Source organism: Tichowtungia aerotolerans, from assembly GCF_009905215.1.
Taxonomy (GTDB): domain Bacteria; phylum Verrucomicrobiota; class Kiritimatiellia; order Kiritimatiellales; family Tichowtungiaceae; genus Tichowtungia; species Tichowtungia aerotolerans.
This window is the reverse complement of record NZ_CP047593.1, coordinates 3,254,459-3,274,901: the sequence shown is the minus strand read 5'-3', so window position 1 is coordinate 3,274,901 and position 20,443 is coordinate 3,254,459. Positions and strand designations below refer to the sequence as shown.

At 52.7% G+C, this 20,443-nt stretch carries 15 protein-coding genes; all 15 read right to left on the bottom strand.

The features are described 5' to 3' along the window. Window positions 1-4 precede the first annotated feature (4 nt). The 15 genes from GT409_RS13340 to GT409_RS13270 all read right to left on the bottom strand — a co-directional run bounded on the left by GT409_RS13340 (window position 5) and on the right by GT409_RS13270 (window position 20,431). The gene (locus GT409_RS13340; protein WP_160629560.1) at window positions 5-1,546 is read right to left on the bottom strand and encodes an arylsulfatase; all 1,542 of its coding nucleotides are present in this window, start codon (window positions 1,544-1,546) and stop codon (window positions 5-7) included. Next, window positions 1,543-3,033: a sulfatase gene (locus GT409_RS13335; protein ID WP_160629559.1), complete on the bottom strand. Its 1,491-nt coding sequence runs from the start codon at window positions 3,031-3,033 to the stop codon at window positions 1,543-1,545. Before GT409_RS13335 ends, GT409_RS13340 begins: the two co-directional genes overlap by 4 nt. A 56-nt stretch (window positions 3,034-3,089) precedes the next feature. After that, complete coding sequence (locus tag GT409_RS13330; protein WP_160629558.1) at window positions 3,090-3,464, bottom strand: hypothetical protein; 375 nt, start codon at window positions 3,462-3,464, stop codon at window positions 3,090-3,092. Window positions 3,465-3,548: 84 nt separating this feature from the next. Further along, the gene (locus GT409_RS13325; RefSeq protein WP_160629557.1) at window positions 3,549-5,096 is read right to left on the bottom strand and encodes a hypothetical protein; all 1,548 of its coding nucleotides are present in this window, start codon (window positions 5,094-5,096) and stop codon (window positions 3,549-3,551) included. 132 nt (window positions 5,097-5,228) lie between these two features. Then, the gene (locus GT409_RS13320) at window positions 5,229-6,632 is read right to left on the bottom strand and encodes a sialate O-acetylesterase (protein ID WP_160629556.1); all 1,404 of its coding nucleotides are present in this window, start codon (window positions 6,630-6,632) and stop codon (window positions 5,229-5,231) included. A gap of 92 nt (window positions 6,633-6,724) precedes the next feature. Then, window positions 6,725-8,371 carry an arylsulfatase gene (locus GT409_RS13315; protein WP_160629555.1) on the bottom strand — a complete coding sequence of 549 codons (1,647 nt, stop codon included), beginning with the start codon at window positions 8,369-8,371 and terminating at the stop codon, window positions 6,725-6,727. A gap of 259 nt (window positions 8,372-8,630) precedes the next feature. Continuing rightward, window positions 8,631-9,428 (bottom strand): helix-turn-helix domain-containing protein, encoded by a 798-nt coding sequence (locus GT409_RS13310; RefSeq protein ID WP_160629554.1) that lies wholly within the window; start codon window positions 9,426-9,428, stop codon window positions 8,631-8,633. A 328-nt stretch (window positions 9,429-9,756) separates the two neighbouring features. Then, window positions 9,757-11,373 carry an arylsulfatase gene (locus GT409_RS13305; RefSeq protein WP_160629553.1) on the bottom strand — a complete coding sequence of 539 codons (1,617 nt, stop codon included), beginning with the start codon at window positions 11,371-11,373 and terminating at the stop codon, window positions 9,757-9,759. A 74-nt stretch (window positions 11,374-11,447) separates the two neighbouring features. Beyond that, the gene (locus GT409_RS13300) at window positions 11,448-12,128 is read right to left on the bottom strand and encodes a Rieske (2Fe-2S) protein (protein WP_160629552.1); all 681 of its coding nucleotides are present in this window, start codon (window positions 12,126-12,128) and stop codon (window positions 11,448-11,450) included. After that, on the bottom strand, window positions 12,128-14,269 hold the full coding sequence (locus GT409_RS13295) for a glucosidase family protein (RefSeq protein WP_160629551.1): 2,142 nt from the start codon (window positions 14,267-14,269) through the stop codon (window positions 12,128-12,130). Before GT409_RS13295 ends, GT409_RS13300 begins: the two co-directional genes overlap by 1 nt. Before the next feature lie 106 nt (window positions 14,270-14,375). Then, entirely contained in the window at window positions 14,376-15,620 is a 1,245-nt protein-coding gene (locus GT409_RS13290; RefSeq protein WP_160629550.1) for a cation:proton antiporter domain-containing protein, read from the bottom strand. Between the two features lie 85 nt (window positions 15,621-15,705). Continuing rightward, window positions 15,706-17,499 carry a sensor histidine kinase gene (locus GT409_RS13285; protein WP_160629549.1) on the bottom strand — a complete coding sequence of 598 codons (1,794 nt, stop codon included), beginning with the start codon at window positions 17,497-17,499 and terminating at the stop codon, window positions 15,706-15,708. 6 nt (window positions 17,500-17,505) lie between these two features. Next, a complete protein-coding gene (locus tag GT409_RS13280; protein ID WP_160629548.1) occupies window positions 17,506-18,177 on the bottom strand; it encodes a response regulator transcription factor in 672 nt (223 codons plus the stop codon). A 3-nt stretch (window positions 18,178-18,180) separates the two neighbouring features. Further along, window positions 18,181-19,830 carry an O-linked N-acetylglucosamine transferase, SPINDLY family protein gene (locus tag GT409_RS13275; protein ID WP_160629547.1) on the bottom strand — a complete coding sequence of 550 codons (1,650 nt, stop codon included), beginning with the start codon at window positions 19,828-19,830 and terminating at the stop codon, window positions 18,181-18,183. Next, window positions 19,817-20,431, bottom strand: a complete 615-nt coding sequence (locus GT409_RS13270) for a hypothetical protein (RefSeq protein ID WP_160629546.1) — start codon at window positions 20,429-20,431, stop codon at window positions 19,817-19,819. The genes GT409_RS13275 and GT409_RS13270 overlap by 14 nt, the downstream gene beginning before the upstream one ends. Window positions 20,432-20,443 lie beyond the last annotated feature (12 nt).

Genomic DNA, 20,443 nt, shown 5'->3' with positions numbered 1-20,443 from the left:
AACATTACTTCAAAGCCACAGGGTGGTACTGCGCGCCGGAACCTTTATCGCCCATGCGTCCGTTTGCTCCGGTGCCTTTTTGCTCTTCAAACCGTTTATCTGAAAAACCCGCATACCACGCCTCCCATGCGTTTTTCAGCTCGTCCGCTTTTTCCGGATATCCTGTAATCACATCTTTTGTTTCAGAACGATCGGTGCCGAGATTGAACAACTCCCACGGCTGGCCGTCGACAGACACCAGCTTCCAGTCGTTGCGGCGGATATAGCGGTGATCGATCATGTAGCCCATCATTTCATAGTTCCGGTTCTTCGCTCCGGTTTTCCAAAGGTTGGAAAGATCGGTCCCCTCAGCTCCCGCCGGAATGCCGACCCCTCCCGCGATTGAATGAAATGTCGGCATGAAATCGAGCACGTGCACCGGCAGGCTGCAGATGGAACCGGACTTATACTCGACTCCCGGACCGCATAAAATCATCGGCGCACAAATTCCGCCTTCGTGCTGGTTTCGTTTATACAGGCGAAACGGCGTGTTGCAGACATGCGCCCACGCCGTACCCAGCGACCAACGGGAATCCGGCCCGCCCGGCGGAATTCCTTTTTTAGCCATTTGCTGCGAACCCCGGTCGAACGGATTGGCGCCGTTATCGCTGACAAACACAATCAGCGTATTCTCCCGTTCCCCGTTTTTTTCCAACCATTGGAAAACCCGGCCGATGTTCTGATCCATCCGGTCGATCATTGCGGTATAAGTCGCCATGCGCAGGTCTTCGGCTTTCTTCTGTCTATCGCTCAGAGACGGCCAGCGAGGCAGGTTCTGCGGCCAGTCGGTTTTTGCGGTGGACTCTGGAACCAGCCCGAGACGACGAACATTCTGAAGGCGGCGCAGTTTGGTTTCGTGCCAGCCGTTCATATATTTCCCGTGATACTTTTCAACCTCTTCCTGATGCATCTGCAGTGGATCGTGCGGAGCGTTATAGGCGAGATAAAGAAAGAAAGGCTGCGCGTCGTCCCGCTGTTTTGCCTCGTCGAGAAATTTCAACGCATAGTCGGTGAATGCATCGGTCGTATAAAATCCCTCCGGAATTTCAAACGGTTCGCGGTCCAGCTTGATCCGCCCCGAGCCGGTGTAATAATTGCACGCGCCTTCCTCCATGCCGAAGAAACGGTCGAAGCCACGATCCATCGGGTGACCCGCAACATGCCATTTTCCGGAAAGCATCGTGCGATAGCCATCCGCCTTGAGCACCGCTGGCAGAAAACTCTGGGCCCGCTCGCCGTAAAATCCGATTTCCGGGGTGTTGCGGTGGCCGGTCATCAGCGCCGCGCGGGTCGGTTCACATTTGCCGCAGTTATAAAACTGCGAAAAACGAACGCCCTGCTCTGCCAGCCGGTCAAGGTTCGGCGTAGCCGCTTCGCCGCCGTAACAGCCAAGATCCGAAAAGCCGAGATCATCAGCAATAATAAATACAATGTTCGGAGCAGCCGATGCTGCCTGCCCCAGTACAGCAAAAACGAAAAACAATATTCCAACAAAATCTTTTTTCACCGGGATACCTCTTTCGGCAACGATTCTTTCCATCCGGCCTGCATCTGTCCGGCGAGGCGTTCGATCCGTTCTCTGTATTCCGGATTGCCGGCCAGATTTTTCATTTCAAGCGGATCTTTTTTGAGATCGTACAACTCCTGAGCGCGCAGCGTTCCTTTTTTGCGATGGCGCCATTCAATGTAGTTGTAGCGGTCCGTGCGCATGGAGGTGCCGATATACTCTTTCCAGCCTCCCCCGCGACCCGCTTCTGCGAAGACCGCTTTTTTCCAAGGTTTGGAAAAGCCGCTCAGAAGCGGAACAAAACTGCGGCCTTCAATCCCGTCCGCCGGTTTTACACCGGACAGCTCGCACAGGGTCGGATAGATATCCACGAGCTCCACCATGCCTCGCACCCGCCCGCCGCCGGCGCGGCGCGGATCAACCACAATCAGCGGCACAACGGAAGACTGCTGGAACGCGGTAAACTTGCACCAGATTTCTTTATCGCCCAGATGCCAGCCGTGGTCGCCCATCAGCACGACAATCGTATTATCCGTCAGGCCCAGCACATCGAGTTCGTCCAGCACACGTCCGACCATTGCATCAGCAAACGAAGCGCAGGCGTAATAACCGTGGATCAGCGTGCGCGCCAGATCTTCATCCAGCTTTCCCTGCTTTGGAATGCCGTCATACTGCCGCAGTTCAAATCCTTCATGATACGCCAATTCGACTACGTTTTCGGTCGGCTTGTCGGGATTGGACGGCAACGGAATGCCGGCGCGATCATAGAGATCCCAGTATTTTTCCGGACAGGCAAACGGCAGGTGCGGCTTGATGAACCCGACCGCCAGAAAGAATGGTTTATCCTTGATGCGATGCAGGGTTTCTACCGTCTTTTCAGCCACCTGACCGTCCCAGTATTCGGACTCGTCAAGATCCGCTTCTTCGTACGCCGGACCGACACGCGACAGATGCTGTCTCTCCTGGAGAGTGGCGGCATTATAGCGTTTACTATTGTCGTGATAGAGCTGATCGTTTGCATCCAGCGCATAAATATCCTTCTCGGAGCTGGGCATCATTTCTTCGGACCAGCCACCGGGATCGCGGTTGCGGGCGTCGTATACTTTACCGATCGAAACCGTATGATACCCCGCTTTTTCAAACGCCTGAGGCAGTGTCACAGCTTCCGGACAGGTTTTACGAAATTGATCGCCGTTCACATAGCACTCGATCGTATCTGGACGTAAGCCCGAGAGAATCGAAGCCCGGCTCGGAGCGCAGAGCGAAATCTGGCAGGCCGCGCGTTCAAACATGGCTCCGCGTGATGCCAGGGCATCCATGTTCGGAGTCTGCGCCGTTCGGTCTCCGTAGCAGCCCATCAACGGCTTCATATCATCGATCATAAACAGCAGGACATTCGGCTGTTTCGGGGAATCAGGCGCGGCGGAAGCGCACCATGCTCCTAAACCGAAGGCTCCCAGAACGAAAGGAACAACTCTCTTCTTCATGAGAAAATAGTATCAACAAAACGATAATTATGAAGCGTTTTTTATTTCCGATAGTTTTAGAGGGCATCAACGGCCAGAACTGTATATTCCGCGCCGGACGATGCAGCATCAATTGTTTGCAACTTTCCGAAAGACAGTGTTCCTTCTGTATCGGCAAAACAGATTTCGATCTGTTCTGTAGATTTATTACGCAACCCGATATCCCAGTATCCGTCTCCGTTGAAGTCCCCGCAGAATACCGCTCTACCAATATTGCATAGCCATGAAACATCACCAGCCTGAACAGCCTGGCCTCCAATGGACTGTCTCTCTGAAATTATCACACGCCCATCAACACCGCTACCCCAGTCAAACTGTTCAGAAAGCGTTTGAGCACGCAATGAAGATGTGCAAATCAAATACAGACCGATTTCGAAAATAACCTTTTTCATGCAACCGACCTTTAAATCCCATCAAGGGATCTGTAAAAACGCCCGGCAGGCATGAACCGACCGGGCGTTTTCAGAAACAAACAGTTAATCCTGTTCGATAACCACGTTCAGGAATTTAACCGCAGCATCGGTCGAAACCTGATTGGTAACGGTTTTGAAGCCGTCCACTTCAGCCGACTCGCCAACCAGCGAAATGCCGTTTGCGGTCCACGCCGTAGAAACAAGGTCCGGAGTCTGCTCAACGCTGTAGCTGATTCCTCTGTAGGCACTCGTACGTTCAACATAGATAATGTCCAGCGTGCTGCCGTTGATTTCGAAAACCGGCAGCGTACCGGTTACTGCGCTGTTGGTCGGATCGCCGCCAAAACCGTATTCATCCAGATTGACAACACCGTCGCCGTCCGGGTCGGAATCCGCAGCGTCATCACCAGCGGTCAGACTATACTCAGCAATCCAATTGGTGAATCCGCCCATCATCCAGTCACCGACGGGCAGCAGCTCGCCGTCCACCACTTTGGCGCCGTCATCTGCGTATTCATCAAACTTGATTCCGGCGAGCTGAGTCGCACTGAACGATCCGCCGTCAACATAGATATGATCCGATCCGGCATTCCAGTTTGTAATGGTCAGCGTACCCCATGTCGCTGCACTGTTCTGAGTTGTTAAACGCAAGACACCGCCCTCGCCCATGTCAAGGCATCCGCCGCCCGTTGTACCACCGAATTTCAATCCCTTCAGTGTTTCTGTGTGACCGTTCAGATCCAACGTAGCGGGCTTTGCAGTCCCCGAACCGTAGTGGTATTCAATCCAATCCCTCATCTGCTCATCATTACCCAGCTCGATGACACTGCCGCCGTAGGCCTGCAGGAACTGCGGTCCAAAGCCGGTACTGTCGGTCGTATCGCGATCCAAAAGGATTTTCACGTCGGACCACACCTGCACAGTCCCAATGCCGGACCAAACTCCGCTGCCGGCAAAACGAAACTCTCCGGATACGAGTTTTTGGAATTTCCAAAGCTTACCGTTTGTATCAATATCTCCGGCAAAAATAATGTCGCCGACGTAGGTCTTCACTCCAAGCCCCGTACCCCCGGCGTCGGTAGTCAGCTTCCCTGCAAAGGTCAGGTCTCCCCCGGCAGCGTTCTTGCCGGATGAAATGTGCTCTGCATTGGCATCACCAGCCGTTTTCAGGGTAACATCGCACTCAAATACCTGATCTTCATCGGATTCACTCGTCGCATGAATGATCGCGTTTTCCTTACCGCTCGCGACACCGTCGATCATTAAGGTATATGTATTCGCACCCTCGCTGGAAAAACGATATGACGCCCCCGGATTGTTCTGGTCCCCGCCTTTCTGGAACCTCAAGGCACCAACTGTATAGTCTTCCGACAACACCACATTCGTGGCCCATGGATAATCAGGGACTCCATCCCCCCGGAAAAAGGTAACGTCAATGGACTGCACTTCATAAGGCGTGTTGGTCGCAGGCCATGCAAACCAACTGTTTGTATTGCTGAAGTCCGAATCGCCTCCGTCCCGTCCTATCCATACGGCATTTGACTGAGCGTTGACAACAGCTGCCAATGCGCACAGCGCCGCAACAAGAATATACATATATCTCTTCATCATTCTCTCCTGTTTACCTTCTCTTTTCGCCATCTGACCGCAAACATAATACGATCATCAAACATTCATGTTATTATCAAAAAATTTACACTTGATGCGCGCGCGCCAACAAAACGACCAACGATTACGTCTAACTCAACTGCCCGTCTTCGCCGCGAACCGACGCCCCATCTCGACCACAGAGCAAGTCTTGTAGTGCAGGTTATCCTCGTATTTCTCCAGGTCGTCACAATCAATGAAGGTATACCCCGGCAACCCGCATGTTTCCTGAGCCAACCGAACCTGATCCACAAACGGAAAAAGCGGATTCACCCGTCCCGCCACCACCGACATCTCTGAATTGCCGAAATCACAGCGTGCAGTCCGGATCAGGTTTTCAAGATTCTGTTTATATGCGGCGGCCATTGCCGCATCACGGGAGTCGCGCTCTCCCTGCATCCAAATCATTTCCTTGACGCAAATCGGCTGCGACTTGCGGGCAGCATCCACCCGCGTTTTCAATTGGGCGTAAAGCGATGATGAATCTTCCGGATTCCAATCGACGGCCAGACTGGTGCCCCCCTTGCTGAATTTGATGATTCCGATCGGTTTATTCAGCCGCTTCTGCATCTCATACGCAAAGGAGATTTCCGGACCAAACCCCCGTTCCGACGGCTCCAGCCGCCGCCAAACCGTTCCGTCAAAAACAAAGACATTTTCCTGAACAACCTGAAGCTCCGTCGGCAGCAGGGACTTTTCAGAGCGGGCCCCCTGCATATTGCTCTGCCCGGCACAGAGATAGACGTCAAGCGGCTCTCCGTGAAGAAGCGTCTTTAAGGACACCGCTGTGGGAAGCGCTGCATCGGTGCTCTCCAACAAAAAGTCATCCAGCAAAACCGTCCCGGATTTATAGCCGACCACACCGAATCCATACGAATCAAACTGAAGACTCTCCGCCTGCTGAGGCGAAAGCGCGTGCGAAACAGTCAACGAGGTTCCGGCCGACGGATCGACCAGCTTGGCATCCACGCGTAGATTTGCCGGATCATAATTTAGAAACAAAGTCAGATCATCCGACTCGTTGAGGGTTCCCGGGACACTCAACTTCGCGACAATGGCACCTGCGCCCTGATCGAAAATTCTCAACTGCAGCTTTCCGGCGTGTGGACCGGTGGTCACCAAACGAACCGAAATGATATCCCGCTTGGCGTTTGCAAACAATTGGGCACCGCCATTATCCATCATCGCCAGATACACACCGCCAAACGGAGCAGACACATCCGCATGGTTCAGATTCAATCCAACCGAGAGAGTGCGGGCGCCATCCAAACCCTTTCGCACAATATACGCCTGCTGGTCTTTGGCCGAAACCTCCACCCGTCCGCGCCCGGTTGAAGTCTGATTCCTCAGATCCCGCCAAACGGCATCACCCGTTTCGGTTTTTCTGCCGTCAAAAGTCTGTCCGGACCGCATCCCGTCAAAGGAATCACTCACCACGATTTCCGCCGCCAGATTCAGGGCCGACATCAGACACAACGTCAGCGCTAAAACTCTTCTCATTCGTCTTCTCCTGTTTTCTTATCTCACTTTAAAGACCCATCGAACCGCGCACACCGCCAAGCTGACAATGCGTCTTCCTACCAATCTCTCGCCTACTGCTGCCGCCAATCCGCCGTGTTTCCGACCACTCCGACCCGCTTCGCCCATTCATCATATCGCGAGACCAGTTCCGCCACCTTTTCGGGCATCTGCTTCGCCAGATCGCTGCTTTCCGTTCGGTCGTCGTCGAGATTGTAAAGCTCCCACGGCCCGGGCTTTGCATGCGTCCAGTTGTCATCGGTTTGCGACACCAGTTTCCATTTGCCGCATAGAATCCCCCGGTTCGCAAAATGCTCCCAGGCGAGAACCTCGGGGTCCTCCCGCTGCCCGCCCTGGAAAACCGGGGAAAACGAAATCCCCTCCATCGGCTGAATTTCATTTCCCTTGTAGGTTTGCGGATAGGTTCCATCGCACAGATCCAGGCAGGTTGCCATCACATCCACGAGATGCCCCGGCTGGCGGCAGACAGATCCCTTTGCAGAAATTCCCTGCGGCCAGGAGGCAATCAGCGGAGTCGAGATCCCGCCCTCATGCGCCTTCCATTTCCAGAAGCGGAACGGCGTATTGCTCACCTCGGCCCAGCAGCGGCCGTAACTTTCAAATGAAGACGCAGAACCGACCGGCCCGCCGTTGCCGTTTTTCCAATCCTGCCCGAACGGCTTGTTGGCCGGCTCGGCACACGCGCCATTGTCCGACAGGAACAGAATCAGCGTATTCCTGAACTGTTTTTCCTCTTTCAGAAACGCCACCAGCTTCCCGACGTTCTGATCCAGACAGTCAACCTGGGCGGCATAGACCTCCATTTTTGCAGCCATTTCCCGCTGCCTGTCCGGCGACAGGGTTTCCCAGGCAGGCACTACGCCATCCCCGTCACTGCGCGGTGCAGGTTTCCAATGTTTGGAAACCAGTCCCAGCTCAACCTGCTTTTCATACCTCCGGGCACGGATTGCATCCCACCCGCAATCATAGACGCCCTTGTATTTGGCAATGTCTTCCGGTTTGGCATGCAGCGGCCAATGGGGAGCCCGGGGCGTCACATAGGCGAAGAACGGGGAGTCTGCGGGACGCTCGCGAAGGAAGCGAATGGTGAAATCAAAAACCGCATCGGTGTCATAGAATCCGTCCCAAGGAAGCGACTCGACTCCATCCAGCGTAAAGGGTTTGAGCGCACCGTTCGCCCACCCCACTGAATAATAGCTTCCGGCCCCGCCCGGCGTAAAAAACGACCGCTCAAACCCGCGGCTGAAGGGCATCATCTCCGGACTCTCTTCCCCGACATGCCACTTGCCGGAAGAAATTGTGTAATATCCGTTGAGTTTCATAACCTCGCCAAGCGTCACGCAGTCCTGACGAAGAGATCCCTGATAGGCCGGGACCGCCTCATTGCTGGCCTCCCGGCCCGTCATTGAGCCAACTCCCGCCTGATGCGGATAGAGACCCGTCAGAATCGATGCACGCGACGGACAGCAACGGGCCGCATTGTAAAAGTGAGTGAACAGAACCCCATCCTTCGCAAGAGAATCGAGATTCGGGGTGTGAATTTCCGCCCCGTAACAGCCTAGATCGGAATAGCCCAGATCATCTGCCAGAATCACCACAATATTCGGCGAAACCTGATTCGCAGCACACTGAATGCCCCCGAATAAAACCAGAGCATATCCGGTCCATTTTCTAAAAATTCCGACGATCAAATTTGCCATTATATAAAACCAAACTGAAATACTGAACGAATCGGCACAGATCTTTTCTGCCCTATTGGAGATTCGATTATCTGCACAGACGAAGAGATTTTGAACGGCCTTGTGTTTAGAAAAACAGAAGATTTGTTCATCTAATGCAAATGGACGCCCTTCCGATTACCGCCGAAGCAGAGCCGGAAAAACTGAAGTCATTTCCCTGAGAACAACTGAAAGCTGTGCGTTTTTTTACCGCCGCCATGCCAACCAGGCTTTTAAAACGCTATTCAGACACTTTCCGATAAACACTGGGAGAAACTCCCTGCACGCACTTGAATGCCTTCGAAAAACTGTCAACGGTTTCATACCCCAGTTCTTCGGCAATATCCTGCAAGGTCCAGGATCGCTGACGAAGCAGATACACGGCAGCGTTAATTTTCAGCCGGCGCAAAAACTTTCTGGGCGACTCGTACGAACTGCCTTTAAAAATATTATACAGCGTTCCGCGACTCATGCCGAAGTGTTCAGCCACAGCTTCCGCACTCCTGATATTCTGGAACTGCTCTTCCATATACTGAACCACATGAGGCAGCCGCGCATCATTCCTTGAGTTCTTTTCTTCACATCGACTGGATGCAATAGTTCGCAACAAAAATTCAGAAAAATAATCGCAAAGTTCCGCCTGTCGATCTCCTTCGACACGCAGCGCCAGCGTAAAAAAATCCTTCGTCAGCGCGACAATCTCGATCCCGTTCGTCAGATGGAAACCGATACACGGCTTCGTGAACAAACGATTCCATAGGGGAGCAACTTTATTGGTAAAGTAAAAAACGAACACTTCAAACGGAGCATTTTCTTTCTTTTTGAAATTGTAAGGCTCATTCGGCCAACGGATACCAACCGTATCGTGATGTAACAAAAATGACTGGTTACACTGAAAAAAATCACCCTTTCCGACAACCGGCAGCACAATCGAGTAGAAATCGCTAGTTACCGAAAAAATATCCATATCCCCTTCACGGACAGTACGGTAAGCCTTAAGCAAAAAATGATCCTGCTGGAGAAATTCTATCTTCTCCATATAATAATCTTTATAATACGCGTAAGGTTTTTTCGCCATATCGTTCAATCTCAGTAACAACAGCCCCGGGATCCGCCTGACTAATCACTGAAGATACATACCCCCGCTATTTTTAGAAGCTTTAACAGAGCTGATGTAATTGCTTAAAAACACACTTTACGGCTACCAGCCTAAGAACATCAGAAAACGCTTCAAGAATCATCGGCTTCCTGCATCAGAACTTCCGCACTGTTAATAAAAAGGAACAGATGGCTAAAGCTTTCCGAATCAGCCCGCCCGGTTCAAATCTACAACATAGAAACCAGTCGACCGTGGCTCAGAAATATCATCAGTTTCCTGAATAGCCGCCCTGTTTTCGAAACAGGGCATCGGTATTTTCCCATTCGAGAACCAGCTCACGCAGCGTTTCGAAATTGCTGCTTCGCAAATTATTCATTTCAGTGCGGTCCTCTTCAAGGTCAAACAGCTCCCATTCGTTGTTATCGATGCCGGAGGAAACAATCTTCCATTTTCCGCTGATGAATGCCCGGTTGTCTACGTGTTTGAAATAAATGAAATCGCGCGGAATTTCCAACCCTTGAAAAACCGGCAGCAGACTCTTTCCCGGGAACGGAGGCGCTTCGGCGGCCGGAGGTTTCACAGAAGCTCCGGCCGCCTGCAGGAAGGTCGGGATAAAATCGATCACATGACCGGGAACCGAAGTAAAACCGCCCGGTTTCAACGTCAAACCTTTCGGCCACCGTACAATCAACGGCGTGGAAACGCCGCCCTCATGCGTCCAGATTTTATGACGGCGGAACGGTGTGTTACAGACGCCCGCCCACACCGGCCCCAAAGCCAGCGCAGTGTTTTCGCTGCCCCAGCGCGCACTGTTATCATGATGAAACGCCAGTTCTTTCTTCATCTGAACGCCGGGCAGCATCTGGGTACAGTCGGCGCCGTTGTCGGAGAGAAATAAGACGATCGTGTTATCAAGCTGACCTTTCTCTTCGAGCAATGAAATAACACGCCCCACCTGATGGTCAAGATGGTCCACCATTGCCGCGTGAATCTCCATCTTGTCGGCCTGTTCCTTTTTCTGTTTGGCGGAGAGTGCTTCCCACGGAGTGTATTGATAGACATCCTCAAAGCCCATTTTTTCATTCTGAGCCACCCGAGCCTCATCCGTCTGCGGCGAATGCGGAGAAACCACATAAGGTTCCGGCGCTGACAGCGTCCACTCTTTCGGGAAACCGAGCGTTTGCTGTTTTTCAAAGCGGCGCTTGCGGACAACATCCCATCCTTCATCATAAACACCATCGTATTTATCGACATATTCCTTTGGCGCTTTCAGCGGATAATGCGGTCCGAGAAAAGACATGTAGGCAAAAAACGGCTGGTCGGCGTGCTGTTCGTAATGCTCATTCAGGAATTCCAGCATATAATTTCCGATGGCCCGATCCATGAAGTAGCCATCTTCCGGCTTCGGCTGAGGAAGCATCTTCCCATCAAGCGCATGATAAAACGGTGTATAATAAAGCCAGCCCTGAGCTTCATCATACGCGCGGTCGAATCCGGCAGAGTTGGCCGAGTTGCAGTCCGTCGCCTGCACATGCCATTTCCCGGAATGATAGGTGCGATACCCGGCAGCATTCATGAGCTGCGGCAGCGGTGTCGTCCACTTCACATAGTTGCCGGGCCCGCTGTTGGGGTCCGCTCCGGTTTGAACCGCGTAATATCCGGTCATAATGGATGAACGGGTCGGCCAGCAGCGCGCACAATTATAGAACTGCGTAAACCGCACGCCCTCAGTCGCCAGCTGATCAATATTTGGCGTTCTGATTTCTCCGCCGTAGCAGCCAAGGTCGGAAAACCCCATATCGTCAGCAATCACCAGCAGAATATTAGGTTTGCCGACTGCAAGTTGAATGCAGGCCAACAACAGTAAAATAATCCATTTTTTCATGTCAGCTCTTCTTTTAGCGCTTTTGCTTCGAAGCCAGAGATCTTTAAATCAAACGGTTCAAAACATTGGAAAAATCAATATATCTCAGCGGAATCAACCATAAACTCAAGCTCCCGACCGAACAGCGGTGAATATTCCGGAACGACAAAGGAAATAAAAAACGCCTCCGTAGCCGGTCGGCTTTCCGCGCTGAGATTCAGGGAGTCGCGGCCGGTGTTCATCAAAGCAAAGTCCTCCACCGGATGACCCGACTTCTGTTTTTTCTGCTCAACAAAAATATCGTCCGGCATGGTGACTTCATAGGTTACCCAATTATCAGTCGGCAACGGCGATGCCTTTTGAACCTTTTTCCCTTCCGCGGTATTAAGCGGCAGTTCCACTGTCGTATTGCCGTCGACCCATGGCTTAAAGAATGCCGCATCACCTTGGGTATCATTTGTCACCATGCGCAAAAACACATCCTGGGCGTCCTTCGGAAGCTTCACCCGCAGCCGGAATTTTTTCATTTGGACATCAGGAAAGCGCCAGATCAGGATCGCCTCACGCACCTGCGAGGTGAACTTCACCTTCACCTTCATAAAGCCGTCCCCGGCCAGAGAATGGTCTTCCCCAAATTCCAGGGCATAAGCCGCACGAAATGTCTGCCATCCCGACTGGCTTTCAAGAGGAGCCTGAAAGGTATCAAACCACACAGGAAGTTCTTCCGCAGAAAGGAATCCGGTCGTCAGTAAAACGATTAAAAACAATTTACGCATCAGTGTTCCTCCATAACAGAAACAATTCCCTCTGACGTCAGAACAAACGTGCCGTCAGCCGGCACTGTGATTTGATTCTTCTGGATCCGCGGCAGTGTCACCGCCCGGTCAGCGCGAATCGAATATTCTTTTCCTCGGAACCAGTAGCTTTTCACAGAAGCCCAATCCCAGTCAGAAGGCAGGTTCGGCCGAATCTTCAACCCGTTGAAATCCGGGGTAATCCCCATAATTCCATCCACATAAAACATAGGCACAATCCCGCTCTCGGGGAAACAGAGCAGTACACCGGCAATCAGCGTGTGGCCGACATGGTTGCTCGGCACACGGCGCAGTTCATCTTTTTCAAATTCATCCACAATGCCGTCCAGCCGCTTCATGGCATTACCGATTCCTTCATAGCGCAGGCGTGAATGCAGATCATAATAGGATGTATAGAAAATGGATCCGCCGTTCTGCATCGAAAGGCCGTACCTGCCCTCCTCATCCGGATCCAGAGCTCCGCCCCACGTTTCAACCAGCCCCGGTTCGGTCGCCATATCCACCGTGTTGGCACGCGCTCCGAGACCGAAATGATAAATATCTTTCCCGACCGAAGTGTCTCCCTTCACAATGCGTTTGCCATCCAGCCAGTCGAGCACCCGACGTGCGTGTTTTTTGTCCGCCAGCCCGCAACTGAGAATATGCTGGTTAACAAACGTGAACCCAAAATCGTGTTTGACGCCATGAACATCAATCCATCCGACGTAGCGCCCGGCCTCTTCGTCCCAGAACAGCTGGTTGAACGTTTCTTTGACCGTCGCCGCCAACGCTTCGTATTCTGCAGCTTTTTCGTCATTTTCAAAGTGTCGTTCCAGTTTTGCCAGACTCAGCAGAGAGCGATAAAATTCTGCATTATCAAAAGCTGACTGATGACCGAACTTATAATAATCCCAGTAATTTCCTGACTTCGAAGAAACCGTTCCCTGCACTTCAGGATCAGGAATCGTCAGCACCCCGTTGGTGCCGCCTAGCTGTTCCAGCTGATAAAGCATTGCCAGCCGGGCTTTGTGCAGATTCGTTAATTCTGTTGCGGAACAGATATGATTCATAAAATCATCATCGCCGGTCTGCAGGAAGTAATGGACAACACCGTTAATATAAGTGGCATTGTTGTCGTAATGACGATTATGAAACAAATGACGCGGATCGCCCGGACAGGCCCAGACATATCCATCTTCATCCATGGGATAATCAAGCCACTTATCGCGCAGCTCCTGCAGTTCATCGGCGTCAGTCCAGCTGAATTCCAGTGCATCCCACGCCATCCATTCCGCATTCCCAAGATAGCTTACACCGCATTCGAACGGCCGTTTGCTCTGCCCCGAACTGGCATAATCCAGATGCACTTCATTAATGGCGCTTCCATAGGCGTACCAGAGGTTATTCAGTGCGGCAATGGTCGTTCCACGCTCCGAGCAGTCAAAAAGAAACTCCTTGCTGCCCGTCAGCTTCATTCCGCCGATAGAAACCCCTTTGCCCGGTTCCATACGAGTGGTCAGCAGCCGCACGGCATTGGCGACCACACCGTTAAATGAAAACACGGCATCCTTTTTTCCAATGTTCGGAAAAAAGAAACATTGTGCTGTATTGAGTTTGTACCAGTTTTTTCCGCCGTTGATGGAATATTCGATTCGGAAATGCGACGGGAAGTTTGTCGCTGAGTTTATATGCAACTGATCAAGCGCATACAGGCCGTCAAGCTTCAGCTCACAGACCTGACGCTCCCAGTATTCTTTCGGCACAGCACTGGACCACGCACCGGACCGACCGATCACAGGAGAGGACTCCTGTGCTGCTCCGGTCACCTCAACCGCAAACGGCGTCCACTCACTTTGCTGCCCCCCGACACTGATAGCACAGAAGCGCCCCTGATATGTTCCGGGAGACATATATTGATGCTCCATGAAACCATGAATCCCGGAACGCTTGATCGAACTCGGAGCAACCGTTCCATCGCCCCACTCAAAAACGTAATAGAGCATCTCCTCGTTCAGATCCTGCGCGTAAGGAATGCGCACAACAGAATCTGCCGCCACGCTGTGTTCCCCAGCAGAAACCCGCAGAGCTCCCATGCATAAAAACAGCCGTAAAATAAATTTCATTGCAATACCATCTCCAGAAGCCCTCCGAATTCGAATTGATTATTTATTGATGCAAAAATTAACAATTCGAGTCAACAAAAATCCGGCATGTCTAAGCCGGCCTCCATCAGGCCTCACTCTCGCGGGCGGCATCGAAGGCGGCGTGTTCATCCGTATCGACAGACAGGAAGCGGTGTCCGGCCCAGGAGGTAACGGCGGCGCCGATCGGCGCGGTAAAGAGAATGCTCATCACAGCAACGGCCAAAATAATCTCCCCGGGAGCCTGGTTACGGCCGAGCTGGCTCATCAACCCCAGCGGTACCGCCCCGATGGCTGCCTGCACAGTGGCTTTCGGCCAGTATGCAACGGTAACAAACAGGCGCTCGCCCGTTGTCAAAGAACTGCCGGCAAGGCACAGCAAAACACCGGCGCTGCGCATCATTACTCCGCAAACAATCAGCGCCAGCCCGGCCAGCCCGGCCTGAACCGCCACCGAAATATCAACCTGTGCGCCAACCAGCGTAAAAAGAAGGATCGAGGCAAACACCCAGATTTTCCCAAGCTTGGAGGAAAGTTCGTGCGCCATATGCTCCCGTTTTTCCAGAATCAGGAATCCCAACGCCATCACGGCCAGCAGCGCGGCAAATGGAATATGTCCATCCAGCAGCTGCTGAACACGAACCAGAAGAATCGAAACCCCGACCACAATCAACGTTCGTTTCGTGGCACGCGGATTGAACTTTTCAAACAGCTTCAAAAGAATCCAGCCCGTCAGCAAACCGGCACCAATCCCCAGCAGAATACTCACCGGAATCCCACCCAGCGCACTGCCGATACGGACGGACTCCCCCCCGTACAGCCCCAACAAAACCGTAAAAATGGTAATCGCAACAACATCGTCGAGAGACGCAGCAGCAAGAACCATCGTTGGAATCGCTTTTTGGGCGCCGCGCTTTTCTTCGATAAAACGAATCATCAGCGGAACCACGACGGCTGGCGACACGGCTGCAATGATAAACCCGAGCATGGCAGCTTCCAGCGTGGTCAGGGGCAGAAAACGCGGACCGAGCAACGTGATCGTGACGCCCTCAAAAATACCCGGCACACAGGACAGAGCAATGGTCCGCCAGCCGGCTTTTTCCAGCGCGTCGCGGCTCAACTCAAATCCGGCGCGCAACAGGATTACAATCAGCGCCATCAGGCGCAGGTCTTTGGAAATCGCCCGGAAATCGGGAGCCAGCACATTCAGCACACAAGGTCCAGCCACGATTCCGAGTAGCAGCAGTCCAATCAGTCCCGGCAGCCGGCATTTACGAAAAAGCCAGTCCGCCAAAAGCCCGATCAAAATCAATTCCGCCAAACTTACGGCCATCCCCAAACTCCTGTTTTTCCAAAGGTTGGAAAATTTCTACCGAATTTTTCCGATGGTTGGAAGTCCTGGTCCATGAAATGAAGGGTCAGGCATTCGACAACGTAACCGTGATGGTCGTGCCCTCGCCTTTTCGGCTTTTGATTTCCATGGTGCCGCAGTTCCGGCGGATCAGGTTACGAACGACATGCAGGCCAAGGCCGAGGCCGGGCGTGCCGCGGGCAGGATCGGCTTTATGAAAGAGCCGGACCGATTTGCGGCATTCGCTGTCGGTCATTCCTTCGCCGTTGTCATGAACGGTGATGACGACTTTCCCGAAGCGTTCTTTCGCATGCAGCGAAACGCGCGGACTGGCAGTGGTGTGCTTGAAGGCATTGTCGAGCAGGTTGTGGAGAATACGCTTGAGGATATCGGGATCAATAGCGGCAACCGGTGACGGCTCGGAAACCTCCACATCGAGCACGGCGTTCCGGAGGGAGCAGACGGCCCGAAAGTCTTCTTCCAAGGCCTGGAAAAGCACTGACAGCTCCGTGCGGGTTTTGCGCACCGGTGACTGATTTTCCAAATGATATCGCAGATTCTGGAACATTCCGTCAAAGTCAGAAAGCACCCGGTCGATCGCTCTCGAAAACCGCAGGCCGTTTTCATCGTCATCCCGCAGACTGTAGCGCCGGATCATCTGGTGGTTGAGCTTGATGATGGAGAGCGGAATTTTCAGGTCGTGTTCGAGCCCGCGCAGCATCAGCAGCCGGTTGTAGTCCCGCGACTGGATGAAGGTGCGGCTGAAAAACAGGATGAGGGCAAACAGGAACTGCACGGAGAAACCGAGGAATGCGAGGTCCACATAAAACGCGAGTGAACTGGCGGCTTCAGGATGGCTTTGCAGATAGACGTAATAGATGATGAGTCCGTCCGAAACCGCATGCATCAGGAAAATGCTTTTGCTGAACGGTTTGCGGGCCAGTACAGCAAACCCGAGAATCCAGACGAAGAGCAGTACGCGGTAGAGAAGGACAATCGGCAGCAGAACTACCTCGCCCTTCGAAAGAGTGGTGACGGCAAAGTTGACCAGCATGATCACGGTGTAGCCGCCGAGCGCGGGATAGAAAACCCGGCGGGGCTGCACATCGAAGAACAGGGAATAAATCAGGAACAGAGAAAGGGAAAAGCCGAACGTGGTTGCAAAATCCCATATAGGAAACGTTTCTGCGGCAACCGGAAAAATCATGGAGGCAATCGGCGACGAGTCCGTGACTGAGATTTTCAGCACGCAGAAAATAAAAACCAGCAGCACTGCACCACTGAGCCGGTTGAGGTTCCGGTGAACAGCGGAAACAATCAGGTTCAGCAGTCCCAGCGCCAGAACCACGAGCGACAGAAAACTGTTCAACTCTACGGCGACTCGCTGCTGCAAATGAACAATTGCGTTGCGTCCTAAATAGGCCCTCACTCCATTTACGCCAGCCCCCTCAATACAATATTGCAGCAGTGGAGAATGCGGAGCAATCTGGATGTCCTTGCATCGCATCGCAACGTCATACTGCGGAGCTTCAGGATTCAGGTTTTGAAATAACAGCCTGCCATCTACAAAAACCTGATGCGGAAAAGACAGGTTCCCGATCGATAAAGCCAGGGTTTCATCGCTCTGGTTGGCGATACTGAAACAAAGTGATTGTTCCTGAACTTTCGGCAAGACCAGCGGATGCAGCCGGTCTGCAAAATCGGAGTCGATTGTTAACGGCTCTTCCGCGACTGAAACGCGCTTCGACACAGCGGAATCCAGAGTCCGCACACCCCGGAAAACAAGCATAGGAATTGCGAAGAAAAGCACGAGAAACCCGATACTCACCGCAACGTTCCGAATGGGTTCACTGCGCTTCATCCCGATTTACCCGCGGATTTCCAACGAATAGCCCTCACCGTAGTTTGACCGGATATTCACGCTTTCACATCCGACTTCCCGAATGCTGTTGCGGGTCCGGGTCACCAGCGAACGGACCCGTCGGCGGACATCGACTCCCATCCGGGATTCATGCGCGCCGATTTCTTCGGGGTTCAGCGACTCTGAGAGCAGGTATTTCCGATACAGCGCATCCAGCAAACGGAATTGGCTGGGCGGAAGTACGACATACTTTTTCCCATAATGCATTTCCCCGGAAACCCGATCGATTTTCAGCGCGCCGATTTTCAGGAACGAATTGGATGTCTCCCGCTGCTGAATCGCGTTGACCTTGAAGAGAAGCTCCATCAACTCGAATGGTTTGGTGATATAATCATCTGCCCCTGCTTCGTAGCAAAGCCGCTTGCTGGCCATATCCGAGAGTGCGGTCAACATAATCACATGCGGGTTACGCCCCTCGCTTTTCAGTTGGCCAATCAAGTGCTCCCCGCGTCCGTCAGGAAGCATCACATCGAGCAGTACCAGCATGATACTGTGCTTCACATTGGCCAGAGCCTCCTGAAACGTATGCGCCTCAAAAACTGTATGCCCCTCCATACCCAACAGGTCGGCAATACTGCGGCTCATTTCCAGATTATCTTCCACAACCAGAATATTCATGATTCATGATCTCTCACTGGCTTGATACCACGCAAAGCGAAGCACTGCAAAAATGTGTGAAGCAGTGCAGGCATGATCGCAGATCGGCGAGGCAGCGAACTCGTCGTGCAGCTTCCGGCGCGCTGTTTCTAAACCTTGGAAATCCCGGGCCAGCGCCACGGCCTTTTCAACGTATTCATCAACCGATTCGGCAATCCACTCCGGATGGCCGCAAAGCTGCAGCTGTTCCGCTGCGCGCCGCGATGCAGTGCGCGTTCCCTTCAGCGTAATCAGCGGAACACCCATCCAAAGAGTGTCGCTGGTTGTGGCAGCTCCGTTGAAGGGGAATGAATCGAGCACAATATCGATACGGTTGAAGATTTCGAGGGACGCGATTTTGTCTGGATTGCCTTCCAGATCCACCCGCTGCGGATCAATCCCATGCTTTTTGAAATACTCCCGGAGCATGGATTGGGCCGTCGTTGTCTGCAGGTCGCTGCGCCCGATCAGAAGACGCGCTTCCGGCAGCTGTTCGAGAATCTGCCGCCAGGCGTTAAGAACCTGCGGATTGTATTTTGCAAAGTGATGAATTGCGCCGAATGTGATATACTCGTTTTTCTGCGACGGCGTTGCGGTGTTCCATTTCGTGTTCTGCGCCATCGGAGATGGCGAATACAGATAATACGAGGACACATAGAGCGGTTTTTCAGAGCTGAAAACATCGTTTTCCGGCGGATCGGCCGTTCGACTGGTAATGCGCCATTCAATGCCGGAAATACCGGTTGTTGTTGCATTCGCATACCAGTGAACCTGAACCGGGGCCGGTTTGTACGCAAAAATCTGAAGCCGCGCATCGTTAGAAAATTCATGCAGCTCGATCAGAATGTCGATCTCATCCGTCCGGATCTGTTCGGCAGCTTCCCGATCGCTTTTTTTATGAATATCGCGCCACAGATCTGCGACAGCCCGCAGTTCATCGGTACGCGTATCACAACCCGGAGTGTCCGAATAAATGGCAGTCTCAAACTGCGATTTATCCGTGTGCCGCAGCAGGTTGAGCAAATGCGTACTGGAATTGTGCAGACTCATCCGCGTTCCGACAAAGCCGACCCGCAGCCGGCGGCCCGGGTCGTCTTTCCGAATGACGGAGGGCAGCGGTTCAACAGCGGCGTGCATAGACGCCCAGCGCGTTGCCGCGTTATACAGCGTTTCCGCAGTCGCCGCCGGATCGTACACCATCGCCCGGATCTGAACGGCGGCAGTTCTGGGATTGCGCAGCAGCTCGGGCCGTTTTTCCAAGAAAGCAATGCACTCGGCATAATCCCCGCAGTTCAGGTAGGTCTCTGCATAAATGGTCTGTATTTCCGCATGCGACTGCAACAGCGGGCTGGTCTTGATCCAGTTTCTCAGATCCGCCTGACGATTGAACCGCAGCAGCAGATAGCAGCCAGCCAGCGTGGCTCTCACATGATCGGCACAAAGCCGCCGCGCATGCTGAAAGGAACGAATGGCGCCGTCAAATTCTCCGGCGGCTTCCAAAGCCGTTCCCATTCGGAAAAAAGCATCCGAATTTTCGGGTTCCTTTTGGCACTCAAGCGCAAACGCTTCAGCAGCCTCTTCTGGACAGCTGAAACCTTCATGTTTCCATAGAGGATTCTGATTACCGATTCCCATAGATACGGAACTTAATCTTTCGGAACACGCCAATCAGCAAAATACTCATTATGATTAACGACCCGGTCGCCGGCTCGGGAACGGCCCCGACCGTAATCGGCGTTCCCGCTTCCGATTCATAAGCCGCATCATGTAATGTCAAATAGCACATATTATCCTGATAATACGCACTGAGATGAACATATCCGTAATTATACACGGTCGGACTGTTCGTGTTCGAAACCCGGAACCCCCAATAATACTCTACGGGAGTGGCCTCCCGCTGCGACGTCCAGAAATAGTCCGTAAAATCATCTGCGGCAGAAACCGTGTCGTTTGGTGAAACGACCGCAGACAAAAACTCGCCGACATTCCCAGATTCATCGGTTTGGTCGTATCCCTGCAGATAGATTCCCCAGCACCAATAGTTGACCATAAGAGAACCATCGTCCGGCGACAGACCCGCCGTCTGGTTAAATGGATCGATTTTAATAGACGTTCCGAACAATCCTTCGCCGGACGCATCCAGATTCGGCTGAAAATAAACAATATCCGCTTCCGCTTCTGCCAACACGCCCAGCGCCAGCGCCACTCCGGCCTTCATTTTGTTTTCATCGGTCATAAAACTCCTCCG

Bases quoted from the DNA above. Each gene is read 5' to 3' on its own strand.
- GT409_RS13335 (WP_160629559.1), bottom strand. From the start codon at position 3,033: ATGAAGAAGAGAGTTGTTCCTTTCGTTCTGGGAGCCTTCGGTTTAGGA.
- GT409_RS13330 (WP_160629558.1), bottom strand. From the start codon at position 3,464: ATGAAAAAGGTTATTTTCGAAATCGGTCTGTATTTGATTTGCACATCT.
- GT409_RS13325 (WP_160629557.1), bottom strand. From the start codon at position 5,096: ATGATGAAGAGATATATGTATATTCTTGTTGCGGCGCTGTGCGCATTG.
- GT409_RS13320 (WP_160629556.1), bottom strand. From the start codon at position 6,632: ATGAGAAGAGTTTTAGCGCTGACGTTGTGTCTGATGTCGGCCCTGAAT.
- GT409_RS13315 (WP_160629555.1), bottom strand. From the start codon at position 8,371: ATGGCAAATTTGATCGTCGGAATTTTTAGAAAATGGACCGGATATGCT.
- GT409_RS13310 (WP_160629554.1), bottom strand. From the start codon at position 9,428: ATGGAGAAGATAGAATTTCTCCAGCAGGATCATTTTTTGCTTAAGGCT.
- GT409_RS13305 (WP_160629553.1), bottom strand. From the start codon at position 11,373: ATGAAAAAATGGATTATTTTACTGTTGTTGGCCTGCATTCAACTTGCA.
- GT409_RS13300 (WP_160629552.1), bottom strand. From the start codon at position 12,128: ATGCGTAAATTGTTTTTAATCGTTTTACTGACGACCGGATTCCTTTCT.
- GT409_RS13295 (WP_160629551.1), bottom strand. From the start codon at position 14,269: ATGAAATTTATTTTACGGCTGTTTTTATGCATGGGAGCTCTGCGGGTT.
- GT409_RS13290 (WP_160629550.1), bottom strand. From the start codon at position 15,620: ATGGCCGTAAGTTTGGCGGAATTGATTTTGATCGGGCTTTTGGCGGAC.
- GT409_RS13285 (WP_160629549.1), bottom strand. From the start codon at position 17,499: ATGAAGCGCAGTGAACCCATTCGGAACGTTGCGGTGAGTATCGGGTTT.
- GT409_RS13280 (WP_160629548.1), bottom strand. From the start codon at position 18,177: ATGAATATTCTGGTTGTGGAAGATAATCTGGAAATGAGCCGCAGTATT.
- GT409_RS13275 (WP_160629547.1), bottom strand. From the start codon at position 19,830: ATGGGAATCGGTAATCAGAATCCTCTATGGAAACATGAAGGTTTCAGC.
- GT409_RS13270 (WP_160629546.1), bottom strand. From the start codon at position 20,431: ATGACCGATGAAAACAAAATGAAGGCCGGAGTGGCGCTGGCGCTGGGC.